Genomic DNA, 13,910 nt, shown 5'->3' on the forward strand with positions numbered 1-13,910 from the left:
AATGTACCCGGTGATTTCAATTGCGGAGGGGTCCAAGTCGGGCTCCTCCGCCCGGGGCGAAGGGCTCTTTGCCGGGGCCGGTCGCCTCGCCGCCGTCACGGTGGTGGCCATCCTGGCGGCCGTCGGCGCCTTCCTGGTGGTCCGGTCCGTCCCCGCCCTGGTGGCCGGGCCGGCCCAGGCCTCCCTCCTGGACGGCAACTTCGTTTCCTACGTGCTGCCGCTGCTGTTCGGCACCGTGTGGGCCGCCATCTGGGCTCTGGTCCTGGCGGTCCCGGTCGCGATCGGGGTGGCGCTCTACCTGACCCACTACGCTCCGCCTCGGCTCCGGGCTGGGCTGGGCTACCTGGTCGACCTGCTGGCCGCCATTCCCTCCGTCGTCTTCGGCTTGTGGGGAATCACCGTGCTGGCCCCGGCCCTGCAGCCGATCTACGTCTGGCTGAATGAGCACCTGGGGTGGATCCCCCTGTTTAGCGGGACTGTCAGCGGCACCGGCAGAACCATCCTGACCGCCGGCGTCGTGCTGGCCGTCATGATCCTGCCGATTATCACCGCCCTCAGCCGGGAAGTGTTCCTGCAGTCCTCACGCAGCGTCGAAGAGGCAGCCCTGGCGCTGGGGGCCACCCGGTGGGAGATGATCCGCCTGGCCGTCCTGCCCACCTCCCGCCCGGGCATGGTGTCGGCCGCCATGCTGGGCCTGGGCCGGGCCCTGGGCGAAACGATGGCGGTGGCCATGGTTCTGTCTGCCACCGGCACCATGACCCTGCAGCTGCTCACCTCCCAGAATCCCTCGACGATCGCGGCCAACATCGCCCTGTCGTTCCCAGAGGCCTACGGGACCAACATCAACGTACTAATTGCCACCGGCCTGGTGCTGTTCGCCACCACCTTCCTGGTGAATGCGGCGGCGCGCAAGATCCTGAGCCGCAGTGAGCGAGGCAAATAATGGCTATCGAAACCACCGTCCTCTCCCCCACGCCGCGCCCGCTGGTCCCCCCGCAGGTCACGGCTCCACTGCGGGGCCCCTCCCGTCCGCTCCCACGGTCCGCGTCGACCGCCATCATTGGGGGCGCGATCGCCCTGTCAGTGGCCACCGCCTGGTTAGGTGGAACCCGCGAACCCAACCCGGCGGCTCTGCTGCTGCCCGCGGCCCTCGGGGCCCTGGTCGGGATGACGGTGACCATGGTGCTGTCTTGGCGAGTTGAGGGGCGCCGAGCCTCCGTCGACCGCCTGGCCACCACCCTGGTGACGGGATCGTTCCTGCTGGCGCTGGTCCCCCTTGGATCCCTGGTGCTGACCGTGATCTCCCGCGGACTGGGACGGCTGGACGCCGAGTTCTTCACCCACTCGATGCGAAACATTACCGGGGCGGGCGGAGGGGCCCTCCACGCGCTGGTTGGGACCCTGCTGATCACCGGAGCGGCCGCCCTCATCGCCGTTCCCCTGGGCATTTTGACCGCGGTCTACCTGACCGAGTACGGCAGTGGCCGCCTCGCCCGCTCCGTCACCTTCCTGGTCGACGTGATGACGGGGATTCCCTCCATCGTGGCCGGGCTCTTTGCCTACGCGGCCTTCGCCTTCATCCTGGGTCCGCAGGCGCGGATGGGGATTGTCGGCGCGGTGGCGCTGGCCGTACTGATGGTGCCGGTGGTGATCCGCTCCTCCGAGGCGGTGCTGCGCCTGGTGCCGGCCGACCTGCGGGAAGCTTCCCTCGCGCTCGGGGTGCCCAAGTGGCGCACCATCTTGAAGGTGGTGCTGCCGACCGCCGCCGGTGGCCTGGCCACGGCGGTCATGCTCTCCATTGCCCGCGTCGTCGGCGAGACGGCTCCGCTGCTGATCACGGCGGGCTTCACCGCCTCGATGAACTACAACCTGTTCTCCGGGCGGATGCAGTCACTGCCGGTGTTCGTCTACACCCAGTTCGCCAACCAGGGAACCCCGGCCGAAGCCTTCCTGGACCGAGCCTGGACCGGCGCCCTCATTCTCATTGTCCTGGTGATGGCGCTGAACCTGTGCGCCCGCCTCGTTGCCCGCCGAGTGGCCAAGCAGCGGTAGTCGAAAGAATCTGACATGTCGAAAAGCATTACCATTGACAACCTGAACGCCTACTACGGCAACTTCCTGGCCGTGGAAGACATCAACATGCACATGGCCCCGCGGACGGTGACAGCGTTCATCGGCCCGTCCGGCTGCGGCAAATCCACCCTGCTGCGGACGATTAACCGGATGCACGAGGTGAACCCCGGGGCCCGGGTCGACGGGAAAATCCTGCTGGACGGGGAAGACCTGTACGATCCGGCGGTCGACCCGGTCCGAGTGCGGCGCCAGGTCGGGATGGTCTTCCAACGCGCCAACCCCTTCCCCACCATGTCGATCCGCGAGAACGTCCTGGCCGGAGCGCGGCTGAACAATCGGCGGCTGCCTAAGGACGAGGCGGAACAGTTGGTCGAGGGGGCCCTGCGCGGGGCCGGCCTGTGGGACGAGGTGAAGGATCGGCTGGGCAAGTCCGGCTCCAGCCTGTCCGGGGGTCAGCAGCAGCGCCTGTGCATTGCCCGCGCGATTGCAGCCGGTCCGCAGGTGCTCCTGATGGACGAGCCCTGCTCGGCGCTGGATCCGATCTCGACCGCCACCATCGAAGAGCTGATTGCCGAGCTGAAGCAGCACTACACGATCATCATCGTTACGCACAACATGCAGCAGGCGGCCCGCGTTTCTGACAAGACGGCCTTCTTCAACATTGCCGGAGCGGGCAAGCCCGGCAAGCTGGTCGAATATTCGGACACCGATCTGATGTTTTCGAACCCGCTGGTCGAGGCGACTGCGGACTACGTGTCCGGCAGGTTCGGGTAACTGCGGGCGGGCCGGCGGCGGACAGCCGGGGCTGGCGGGCTGGCGGGTCGCTGGTCGCGGGGCTGGCGGGTCGCTGGTCGCGGGGCTGGCGGGTCGCGGGCTCAGAACGGTGGCAAACCCCGCACAACGCTGGCAAACCTGGGCCCAACCGGCCCGCGACGGCTCAAAACCCCAACGTTTGCCAGCGGTTCGCTATGTTTGCCAACAGCAGCGACTGGCAAACATCCCCAAACGCTGGCAAAACCCAGCCCACCAGGCCCAAACCGGGCCGACCGCCCCACCTTTGCCACCGTTTGAACACGTTTGCCAGCAGTAGGGCCCCTTCGCCCCCGCCACCACAACGATCCGGACAGCAAAATGCCCCGAGGGAATATCCCCCGGGGCATTTAGGCACCGACTTACAGGTCGATCCCAAGCTTCTTGACGGCATCCCGCACGGGCTGAAACTGCAGGGCGATGACAACTGCCCCGGCCAGTAGACCCAAGCGGAACACGAACTTGAAGAACTTCTTCATCTGCTCCCCCTTTCGTAAGCAACCTAACAATGGCAACAATACTCGGTGGAGTCGCTCCCTGCCCAGAAGTCGGAAGCAGGTCGGCACAAAATAGCCAAAGGGCTGGCCCCTTCCTGCACGGAAGAGAACCAGCCCTTTAGTCACGTTCCTAGTTGCTGAGGAAGCCCGGACCCAGGTCCATGTTCGCCAGGAACTGCTCGAAGTCTTCCAGGCCCTCCGTGTCATCGGGAGCGGGGAAGTCAATCGGGTTGTAGTTCGAGGCGGCCATCGCTTCCGCGGTCGGCTCCACGGTGACGTTGTTGTACCGAGCCAAGCCGGTGCCAGCCGGAATCAGCTTACCGAGGATGACGTTCTCCTTCAGGCCGACCAGCGGGTCGATCTTGGAGTTCATCGCGGCCTCGGTCAGCACCTTGGTCGTCTCCTGGAAGGAGGCGGCCGACAGCCACGAGTCGGTGGCCAGCGACGCCTTGGTGATCCCCATCAGCATCTGGCGGCCCTTGGCCGAGGTGCCACCTTCAGCAGCAATCCGGCGGTTCTCCTCGCGGAAGGCAACGGAGTCAACCAGTTCGCCCGGCATGAAGTTGGTGTCACCCGGTTCCAGCACGGTCACGCGGCGCATCATCTGACGGACGATGACCTCGATGTGCTTGGCGTGGATATCCACACCCTGGGACCGGTAGATCTCCTGAACTTCGGAAACCAGCTGGGTCTGTGCAGCAGAGCCGCCGCGCAGCCGCAGGACTTCCTTCGGGTCCAGTCGACCTTCGGTCAGCTGGGTGCCGGTCTCAATGTGCTGCCCGTCGCGGACCAGCAGGTCCTGACGCCGGGAGACCTCGATGACCAGGTCTTCCTTGTCGTCGTCCCGCTTGATGATGATCTTGCGGATCGACGGGTCGTCGTCGTCGATCTTGACGACGCCGGCGGCCTCATTCATCTTGGCTTCACCCTTGGGGGTACGAGCCTCGAAGAGTTCCTGCACGCGCGGCAGACCCTGGGTGATGTCGGACCCACCGGAGGCAGCGCCACCGGTGTGGAAGGTACGCATCGTCAGCTGGGTGCCGGGCTCGCCAATCGACTGGGCGGCGATGATGCCCACCGCTTCGCCGATGTCGACCCGCTTGCCCGAAGCCAGCGACCGGCCGTAGCAGGCGGCGCAGGTGCCCACCAGTGAGTCACAGGTCAGAACCGAGCGGACCCGGATCTTCTCGATCCCCGCGGCCAGCATCTCGTCGAGCACAGCCGCGTCGACCTCGGAGCCGGCCTCGGCCACGACGGTGCCGTCGGGAGCGACCGCATCGCGAGCCAGCACCCGGGCGTAGGCCGTGGTTTCGAGGATCTCGGAAGGAGCCAACGCCCCGTCCGAGGTGGGGTAGCCGATGACGATTTCGACGCCGCGTCGGGTGCCACAGTTCTCCTCGCGGACAATCACGTCCTGGGAGACGTCGACCAGACGACGGGTCAGGTAGCCGGACTCGGCGGTACGAAGCGCCGTGTCGGCGGTTCCCTTCCGGGCGCCGTGGGTGGCGATGAAGTACTCGGCGACGGTCAGGCCTTCGCGGTAGTTCGCCTTGATCGGACGCTCGATCAGCTTCTGCTTCGGGTCGGACACCAGTCCGCGCATCCCGGCCAGCTGCTGAATCTGCGACCAGTTACCACGAGCACCGGAGTCAACCATCCGGTAGACCGGGTTCTGCGCCGAGAAGTTGTCGCGCATGTCCTCGGCCACCTTGGCGGTGCACTCGGTCCAAATGTCGACCAGTTCGCGGTAGCGGTCGTCGTCGCCGATCAGACCCATGTCGAACTGACGCTGAATCTCAGCCGCCTTCTCCTCGTACTCAGCCAGGATGGCTTCCTTGTGGGGAGCCTGCTGGATGTCGGCGAAGGAGATGGTGCCGCCCGACCAGGTCGCCCAGTAGAAACCGGAGGACTTGAGCGCGTCGAGCGACTCGGCCACCAGCACGTTCGGGTACCGGGTGGCCAGCTCGTTGACGATCTGGGACAGCAGCCCCTTCTTCACAGCGCGGTTCACGTACGGGTAGTCGACCGGCAGCGCCTCGTTGAACAGGGCGCGACCGAGCGTGGTCACCAGTTCGATCGGCTCGCCTTCCGACCAACCTTCCGGAGCCTCCCAGTCGCTGGGGGGAACCAGGTCGGTGAAACGCAGCTTGATCTGACGGTTCAGGGTGATCCGGCCCGCGTCGAACGCCATGGTGGCTTCGGCCACCGAGGTGTACTCGGGGACGCGAACGTTGCCGTCCTCATCCAGGTCGTCGGCGAACTGATCGTCCGGGTCCTGGGTCAGGTAGAACAGGCCGTAGATCATGTCCTGCGAAGGCATGGCCACCGGGCGACCGTCAGAGGGCTTCAAGATGTTGTTGGTCGACAGCATCAGGATCCGCGCCTCGGCCTGCGCTTCCGCCCCCAGGGGCAGGTGCACGGCCATCTGGTCGCCGTCGAAGTCCGCGTTGAACGCACCGCAAGCCAGCGGGTGCAGCTGGATGGCTTTACCCTCAATCAGCTGCGGCTCGAAGGCCTGGATTCCGAGGCGGTGCAGGGTCGGCGCGCGGTTCAGCAGCACCGGGTGCTCGCGAATGACCTCGTCCAGGACATCCCACACCTCGGAGTGCTGGCGCTCAACCTTGCGCTTGGCTGCCTTCACGTTCTGGGCATAGTTCTTGTCCACCAGCCGCTTCATGACGAAGGGCTTGAACAGCTCCAGCGCCATCTGCTTGGGCAGACCGCACTGGTGCAGCTTCAGCTGGGGACCAACGACGATGACGGAACGGCCCGAGTAGTCCACGCGCTTGCCGAGCAGGTTCTGGCGGAACCGGCCCTGCTTGCCCTTGAGCATGTCGGAGATCGACTTCAGGGGACGGTTGCCCGCGCCGGAAACCGGGCGGCCACGGCGGCCGTTGTCGAACAGGGCGTCAACCGACTCCTGCAGCATCCGCTTCTCGTTGTTGATGATGATCTCGGGCGCACCCAGATCCAGCAGTCGCTTGAGCCGGTTGTTCCGGTTGATCACGCGACGGTACAGGTCGTTGAGGTCCGAGGTGGCAAAGCGTCCACCGTCCAGCTGGACCATGGGCCGAATGTCCGGCGGAATGACCGGAATCTTGGTCAGCACCATGGACTCGGGCTTGTTGCCGGTCGCCAGGAAAGCGTTGACCACCTTCAGGCGCTTCAGCGCCCGGGTCCGACGCTGGCCGGTCCCGTTGGCGATGATGTCGCGAAGGATCTCCACCTCGGCCGCCAGATCGAAGTCGCGCAGGCGCTTCTGAATGGCCTGAGCTCCCATCGAGCCCTCGAAGTAGGTGCCGTAGCGGGTCTTCATGGCCCGGTACAGGCCCTCGTCACCTTCCAGATCCCCAACCTTCAGGTCGCGGAAACGTTCCCACACCCGATCCAGGTTCTCGATCTCGTTGTCCCACTTCTTGCGCAGCTTGCCGACCTCACGGTCGGTGGTCTTGCGCTCCAGCTCCAGAGCTTCGGGCTTGGCGCCGTCGGCCTCCAGTTCGGCGAGGCGGGACTCCAGCTCCTCGTAGCGGCGGTTGATGGCGGCATCGCGGCCGGTCTCCATCCGCTTCTTTTCAACTTCCAGCTCGTCGCGAAGCATGTTCTCATCTTCACGGCGGCCCGCCTCGTCCACCTCGGTGATCATGTAGGCGGCGAAGTAGATGACCTTTTCCAGGTCCTTGGGAGCCAGGTTCAGCAGGTAGCCCAGGCGGGAGGGAACTCCCTTGAAGTACCAGATGTGGGTGACCGGCGCGGCCAGGTCGATGTGACCCATCCGTTCACGGCGAACCTTGGACCGGGTCACCTCCACCCCACACCGTTCACAAACGATGCCCTTGTAGCGGACCCGCTTGTATTTGCCGCAGGCGCATTCCCAGTCCCGGGTCGGGCCAAAGATGCGCTCGCAGAACAGGCCGTCCCGCTCGGGCTTGAGCGTGCGGTAGTTAATGGTCTCCGGCTTCTTCACTTCGCCGAAGGACCACTCGGAAATGTCCTCTGCGGTCGCCAGAGAAATCTTCAAACCATCGAAAGTCTTTGCGTCGAGCAAGTTTTCGCTCCTTGTTTCCTGTCGCAGAAGGGGGGTTAGATTGCGTCAATCGAAGCGGCCGCGTGCGGGCGAGCATCCAGGGTAATCCCCAGTTCCTCCCCGGCGCGCATGTCCTCTTCGGTCTCTTGAAGGTCAATCACGTTACCCTCGGCGTCAAGAGCGTCAACCGCCAGACACAGAGAGCGCATTTCCTGAATGAGCACGCGGAAGGACTCGGGGATGCCGGGTTCGGGAATGTCCTCGCCCTTGACAATCGCCTCGTAAACCTTCACGCGCCCAATCGTGTCGTCCGACTTGATGGTCAGCAGTTCCTGCAGCGCGTAGGCGGCGCCGTAAGCTTCCAGCGCCCACACTTCCATCTCACCGAAGCGCTGGCCACCGAACTGGGCCTTCCCGCCCAGCGGCTGCTGAGTGATCATCGAGTAGGGGCCGGTCGAGCGGGCGTGAATCTTGTCGTCGACGAGGTGGTGGAGCTTCAGCATGTACTTGTAGCCCACCGCGATCGGGTAGGGGAACGGCTCCCCGGAACGGCCATCGAACAGGCGCGCCTTGCCGAACTCGTCGATCAGGCGGTCGCCGTCGCGGTTCGGGCGGGCCACCGACAGCAGCCCGAGCAGTTCCTGAGCTTCCAGACCGTCGAACACCGGGGTGGCGATGGTCGAGTTCGGGTCGGCCACCAGGGCCTCTTCGCTCAGATGCTTCGTCCACTCTTCCCCGCGGGCCTTGGCTTCGCGCGCGTCCCAACCCTGGTGGGCAATCCACCCGGTGTGGAACTCGAGCACCTGGCCCACGTTCATCCGGCCCGGAACACCCATCGGGTTCAAGATGATGTCAACCGGAGTGCCATCTTCCAGGAACGGCATGTCCTCGACCGGCAGGATCTTCGAGACGACACCCTTGTTTCCGTGCCGACCCGCCAGCTTGTCACCAATGGTGATCTTGCGGCGCTGCGCCACGTAGACGCGCACGCTCTGGCGGACGCCGGGACCCAGATCGTCGTCGTCCTCGTTGAACTCCTGCACCCCGATGACGATGCCTTCTTCACCGTGAGGGACCCGGAGCGAGGTGTCGCGCACCTCGCGGGCCTTCTCACCGAAGATGGCGCGCAGCAGGCGCTCTTCGGAGGTCAGCTCGGTTTCACCCTTCGGGGTGACCTTGCCGACCAGCAGGTCGCCGGCCTGGACTTCCGCCCCGATCCGGATGATGCCGCGCTCGTCGAGCTCAGCCAGAGCCTCTTCGGAGATGTTCGGGATGTCCCGGGTAATCTCTTCGACGCCGAGCTTGGTTTCGCGCGCGTCCACCTCGTATTCCTCAATGTGAATCGAGGTCAGGACGTCGTCTTCCACGATCCGGCGCGACAGAATGATCGCGTCCTCGTAGTTCAGACCCTCCCAGGACATGTAGGCCACCAGCAGGTTCTTGCCCAGGGCCAGCTCACCGTGATCGGTGGCGGGGCCGTCGGCGATCACGTCGCCAACCGCAACCACGTCGCCCTCGTTGACCAGGACGCGCTGGTTGGTGCAGTTACCCGGGTTGGAGCGCTCAAACTTCTTCAGCTTGTAGACGTCGCGGCCGCCCGCATCGGTGGAAACCTCCACCTTGTCGGCGGACACGTCGGTGACCACACCGGGGGTGCGGGCCAGAATCATGTCGCCGGCATCCAGGGCGGTGCGCCGTTCCATCCCGGTGCCCACCAGCGGGGCCTCGGTGGTCAGCAGCGGCACAGCCTGACGCTGCATGTTGGCCCCCATCAGGGCTCGGTTAGCATCGTCGTGCTCCAAGAACGGAATCAGGGAGGTACCGACCGACACCATCTGGCGAGCCGAAACGTCCATGTAGGTCACTTCGCTGGCCGGCATCAGGTTCGGGTCTTCCCCGGAGATGCGGCAGAGGACGAACTCTTCGGTGAAGTGTCCGTTCTCGTCGATGGGCGAGGAAGCCTGGGCGATGTTCTGCCCGAACTCGTCATCAGCGGTCAGGTAAACGATCTCGTCGGTGACCCGGCCGTCCTTGACCACGCGGAACGGGGTCTCGATGAAGCCGAACGGGTTGATCCGGGCGAAGGTGGCCAGCGAGCCGATCAGGCCGATGTTCGGGCCTTCAGGGGTCTCAATCGGGCACATCCGGCCGTAGTGCGACTGGTGGACGTCACGAACGTCCATCGAGGCGCGGTCACGGGACAGACCGCCCGGGCCCAGCGCGCTCAGACGCCGCTTGTGGGTCAGGCCCGCCAGCGGGTTGTTCTGGTCCATGAACTGGGACAGCTGCGAAGTACCGAAGAACTCCTTGATCGCGGCCACCACGGGGCGGTTGTTGATCAGCGAGTTCGGGGTGATCGACTCGGGCTCCTGGGTGGACATGCGCTCACGCACGGTCCGCTCCATCCGGGACAGACCCGTGCGGACCTGGCCCTGGATCAGTTCGCCCACGGCCCGGACGCGCCGGTTGCCGAAGTGGTCGATGTCGTCAGATTCGACCCGAACCTCGATCGGCTCGTCACCACGCATACCCGGCAGGGTCTTCTCACCCTGCTGCAGGGCCAGCATGTACTTGATCGCCGCCACCACGTCGTCAATCCGCAGGGTGGTGGCCTTGGGATCGGTGTTCAGCCCAAGCTTCTTGTTGATCTTGTAGCGTCCCACCTTGGCCAGGTCGTACCGGCTGTTCTCAAAGTAGAAGTTGTTCAGCAGGGTTTCGCCAGCTTCAGCGTTGGCCGGCTCACCCGGACGCACGCGCCGGTAGATGTCGGTCAGGGCCTCATCCTGCGTGTGCGCGGAGTCCTTTTCCAGGGTCTCCAGCAGCAGCGGGTAGTCCGCGAACTCGGTCCGAATTTCACTTTCGGTCAGGCCCAGGGCCTTCAGGAAGTGGGTGATGGACAGCTTCCGGCGTCGGTCGATCCGGACCGAAACGGCGTCGCGCTTGTCGATCTCAAACTCAAGCCAGGCACCGCGAGCGGGAATGAACCGGGCGGAGAACACCTCGCGGTCGGAGGTCTTGTCCAGCGCACGCTCGAAGTAGACACCCGGGGAGCGAACCAACTGGGAGACGACCACGCGCTCGGTCCCGTTAATGATGAAGGTGCCCTGCGGGGTCATCAGGGGGAAGTCCCCCATGAAAACGTACTGACCTTTAATTTCGCCGGTCTTGTGGTTGAAGAACTCGGCGCGCACGTACATCGGTGCGGCGTAGGTCATGTCCTTCTCTTTGGCCTCATCGATGGAGCACTTCGGGCTCTCAAGGGTCGGGGCCTGGAAAGACAGTGACATGGTCTTGCCCATGTCTTGAATCGGAGAAAGCTCAGCGAAAACTTCCTCTAGTCCGGAAACGTCCGGGATGTCGAATTGCCCATTCGCTTTTGCGGCTTCCACACGCGCTTTCCACGCGTCATTGCCAAGCAACCAGTCGAAACTCTGAATCTGCACGTCGAGCAGGTTCGGCGGTTGCAGCGGCTCGTGGAGCTTAGCGAAGGAAATACGGGTCTTGGGCTCAAATGCGGCAGATGAACTGGCAGCCAAAGGGGGTCCTTCCCAGCAAGGTTTCGGTGCGCACGTCCGCTCCCAGGTCCCTAACTGAACACTGATCTGGCACACCATGGCGCTTTACTGGTGTGTGGATACAGGTCACCTCGGACACTTGGGCGCAAGTATTCATAGTACGACTGAAGGTATGAGAGGGCAAGATCCTTGCGGGTGACGTTAGTCATCTTTGACCAGTCCGGATGCGCCTTTGCCAGTTTAGCGGACACTCCAGGCCGACGCCACTACCGGTCCCCGACAAGGTAAACTTGGACGCACCCCATTTTTACCCCTGTCGTTTTTGGAGGCCGTTGATCCGACATGGAAAAACCTCGAAATAAAGTCTCGTACGCCCTGTCGGAAGCTGCCTATCAGCTGATGCGTGAGCGCGGTATCGACGGTTTCACGGTGGAGGAGGTGGCCGAACGCGCCGGGGAGAGCACCCTGGCTTTCGGGGACTACTTCTCTGACTTGGAGGAGGCGGCCGCCTCGTTCCCCCTGGAAAAGCTGGCCCAGGTCTACACCGAAGCCGAGCCGGCCCGCCCCGGCGAGCCCGTCCTCGACCTGGTCTACCGCCTGACCCAGGCCCAGTTCGCCGCCGGTCTGCCCGAGGTGTTGGCCGAGTTGCGGGACCTGGTCGTGGTCAACCCGTCGATCCTTCCGCGCCTGGCAATCAACCACGCGATGCTGCTCCGGATCGGCCAGGATGAGACCTTCCGTTTGGCCGGGCCCAATGCGGACCGGTTGAAGGTCAACACCGTGGTTGGGGCCTTTTTCGGCGCGTTTGTCGCCACCTTGAGCGGGGACTTGGGCGCGGTCGATGTCGACCCCGATGAGTTCGTCACCCAGGTTTACCAGATGATCAAGGGCCACCTGCGCTAGCCCGGCTAGCCAAACACTCTGAAGCCGCCGAAGTCCCTTTCCGGGGCGGGTACGGCCCGAACCGAGGTGGGACGGGCCGCCGGGGGCCCCACCGCCGCTCGCTCGACCAGTTGATCAACCCGGTCGGCCGGTCCGCACAGGTAGGCTTCCACTTCCCGCTCCCCCACGTTGCGGACGTAGCCGGTCAGGTGGGCGGCCTGTGCCTGCTGCTGGAACCACCACCGGTAGCCCACGCCGGTGACCCGGCCCTGGATGTGGAGCTGGACGCATTTGCGGGGTTCGGGCTCGGTCATCGCGATCTCTACTCGGCCGGTTCGGCGTCCAGTTCGGCCTGGAGCTTTTCCACCTCGGCCTGATCGTGCCGGTTGGTCAGGTAGGCGTAGAGCACCGCGAACAGGCCCACCCCAATCAGGAAGTAGGAGCCCCAGCCCAGTTCGAGGCCGGCGTCGGGTTGCTGCAGGAGGGGCAGGAACGGGGTGGCCGCGGCAATGAAGCCGCCGCCAAGGAACAGGCGCCGCCACCTGATCCCCTCGTTGAGGCGGTCGATCTTCTTGCGAATGGCGTCTTTGTCCACGGTTCCTCCGGCGCTGTTTGGGCGAGTCACCCTATTCTAACGGGTCGGGGTGGAACCGCTTCGGGCGAGGTGAGGGGCGCACGGGTGCGAAGGGCTGGCAAACGTATCTGAACGCTGGCAAAAGTTCGCCTTGCGGCCCGCCGGGAGCCTAAAACCCCCACGTTTGCCAGCATTAGCACACGTTTGCCATCGCCTGCCACTGGCAAACATACCCAAACGAAGGCAAACATGAGCCGGTCCACTCGCCACCGGCCCTCCAACCACACGTTTGCCAGCGTTCAGACACGTTTGCCAGCCAAACCACCCACCACCGGCCCTCCAACCACCCGCCAGCGCCCGGCACCACCTCGCACCCCCAGCTGTGCCCCAAATCCAGGCACCAAAAAGGGCTCCCCCGCTGAGCGGAGAAGCCCTTCTTGAATGTGTTGCAGTAAGAGAACTTACTTGAGGGTGACGGAACCGCCAGCAGCCTCGATCTCTTCCTTCGCCTTCTCGGCGTCTTCCTTCTTCGCGCCTTCCAGCACGGGGGAGGGAGCGCCATCAACCAGGTCCTTGGCTTCCTTCAGGCCCAGGCCGGTCAGGGCGCGGACGGCCTTGATGACGGCAATCTTCTTGTCGCCAGCGGAATCGAGAATAACGTCGAACTCGCTCTTCTCTTCTTCCTCGGCGCCGGCATCGCCAGCGGCCGGAGCGGCAACGGCCACAGCAGCCGGAGCGGCTGCGGTCACATCGAACTCTTCTTCGAAGAGCTTCACGAACTCGGAGAGCTCGAGCAGGGTCATTTCCTTGAACTGGGCAATCAGTTCTTCATTCGACAGCTTCGCCATGATTTTTCCTCTCAATCAGACACTATGACTAGTCAACAAAATACTGGGGTAGCTAACTGAGAGAGACTCAGGCAGCTTCTTCTTGCTTCTTTTCTGCCAGCGCGGCGCCCAGGCGGGCCAGCTTCGTGGGCAGCGCGTTGAACGCGTACGCAGCCTGCGAAACCTTCGCCTTCATGGCACCGGCCGCCTTGGCCAGAAGCACCTCGCGCGACTCAAGGTCAGCCAGACGCTTGACCTCGTCAACGGACAGCTTCTGCCCGTCCATCGCACCGGACTTAATCACGAGGGCCGGGTTGGCCTTCGCAAAATCACGTAGAGCCTTGGCAGCCTCCACGGGTTCACCACTCACAAACGCGATGGCGGTGGGCCCGTTCAGGTCTTCCGCTAGGAAGTCCATCCCAACCTCACGCACCGCGAGCGTTGCGAGAGTGTTCTTGACGACTGCGTAACTCACATCAGATCCGAGCGCACGGCGCAGCTCCTTGAGCTGGCCCACGGTCAGACCCCGGTATTCGGTCAACAAGACAGCGCCGGAATCACGGAACTTGTCCGTCAACTCAGCGACTTTGGCTTGCTTATCAGCCTTCGCCATAATCCACCTCCCGACGACATCGATAACCTACATTTCCACCCGTGACCGCCTGGAACGCAAAAACCCGGCGCGCAGGTGCACACCGGGTTCGATTC

10 protein-coding genes are annotated in these 13,910 nt (G+C 64.2%); 4 read left to right on the top strand and 6 right to left on the bottom strand.

Annotated features, from left to right (window positions below; genetic code table 11):
- The first annotated feature begins 1 nt into the window (after nucleotide 1).
- The 3 genes from pstC to pstB are packed head-to-tail and all read left to right on the top strand — an operon-like array spanning nucleotide 2 to nucleotide 2,847.
- On the top strand, nucleotides 2-943 hold the full coding sequence (pstC, locus tag SAC06_RS08555) for a phosphate ABC transporter permease subunit PstC (RefSeq protein WP_350257879.1): 942 nt from the start codon (nucleotides 2-4) through the stop codon (nucleotides 941-943).
- Nucleotides 943-2,052, top strand: a complete 1,110-nt coding sequence (gene pstA, locus SAC06_RS08560) for a phosphate ABC transporter permease PstA (RefSeq protein WP_350257880.1) — start codon at nucleotides 943-945, stop codon at nucleotides 2,050-2,052. Before pstC ends, pstA begins: the two co-directional genes overlap by 1 nt.
- Before the next feature lie 15 nt (nucleotides 2,053-2,067).
- Nucleotides 2,068-2,847 (top strand): phosphate ABC transporter ATP-binding protein PstB, encoded by a 780-nt coding sequence (gene pstB, locus SAC06_RS08565; protein ID WP_350257881.1) that lies wholly within the window; start codon nucleotides 2,068-2,070, stop codon nucleotides 2,845-2,847.
- A 663-nt stretch (nucleotides 2,848-3,510) separates the two neighbouring features.
- Here pstB and SAC06_RS08570 read toward each other — a convergent pair.
- Entirely contained in the window at nucleotides 3,511-7,425 is a 3,915-nt protein-coding gene (locus SAC06_RS08570) for a DNA-directed RNA polymerase subunit beta' (RefSeq protein WP_350257882.1), read from the bottom strand.
- A gap of 35 nt (nucleotides 7,426-7,460) precedes the next feature.
- Nucleotides 7,461-10,940: a DNA-directed RNA polymerase subunit beta gene (locus SAC06_RS08575; RefSeq protein ID WP_350257883.1), complete on the bottom strand. Its 3,480-nt coding sequence runs from the start codon at nucleotides 10,938-10,940 to the stop codon at nucleotides 7,461-7,463.
- A gap of 321 nt (nucleotides 10,941-11,261) precedes the next feature.
- Between SAC06_RS08575 and SAC06_RS08580 the strand changes: the two genes are divergently transcribed.
- Nucleotides 11,262-11,822 carry a helix-turn-helix domain-containing protein gene (locus tag SAC06_RS08580; protein WP_350257884.1) on the top strand — a complete coding sequence of 187 codons (561 nt, stop codon included), beginning with the start codon at nucleotides 11,262-11,264 and terminating at the stop codon, nucleotides 11,820-11,822.
- Nucleotides 11,823-11,827: 5 nt separating this feature from the next.
- Here the strand turns inward: SAC06_RS08580 and SAC06_RS08585 are convergent, their stop codons facing one another.
- The 4 genes from SAC06_RS08585 to rplJ all read right to left on the bottom strand — a co-directional run bounded on the left by SAC06_RS08585 (nucleotide 11,828) and on the right by rplJ (nucleotide 13,815).
- Nucleotides 11,828-12,115 carry an acylphosphatase gene (locus SAC06_RS08585; protein WP_350257885.1) on the bottom strand — a complete coding sequence of 96 codons (288 nt, stop codon included), beginning with the start codon at nucleotides 12,113-12,115 and terminating at the stop codon, nucleotides 11,828-11,830.
- An 8-nt stretch (nucleotides 12,116-12,123) separates the two neighbouring features.
- The gene (locus SAC06_RS08590) at nucleotides 12,124-12,396 is read right to left on the bottom strand and encodes a hypothetical protein (protein WP_350257886.1); all 273 of its coding nucleotides are present in this window, start codon (nucleotides 12,394-12,396) and stop codon (nucleotides 12,124-12,126) included.
- Between the two features lie 440 nt (nucleotides 12,397-12,836).
- On the bottom strand, nucleotides 12,837-13,223 hold the full coding sequence (rplL, locus tag SAC06_RS08595) for a 50S ribosomal protein L7/L12 (RefSeq protein ID WP_350257887.1): 387 nt from the start codon (nucleotides 13,221-13,223) through the stop codon (nucleotides 12,837-12,839).
- A 67-nt stretch (nucleotides 13,224-13,290) separates the two neighbouring features.
- Nucleotides 13,291-13,815: a 50S ribosomal protein L10 gene (gene rplJ / locus SAC06_RS08600; protein WP_350257888.1), complete on the bottom strand. Its 525-nt coding sequence runs from the start codon at nucleotides 13,813-13,815 to the stop codon at nucleotides 13,291-13,293.
- Between the last annotated feature and the right edge of the window lie 95 nt (nucleotides 13,816-13,910).

Source organism: Scrofimicrobium sp. R131 (assembly GCF_040256745.1).
In the GTDB taxonomy this organism is placed as follows: domain Bacteria; phylum Actinomycetota; class Actinomycetes; order Actinomycetales; family Actinomycetaceae; genus Scrofimicrobium; species Scrofimicrobium appendicitidis.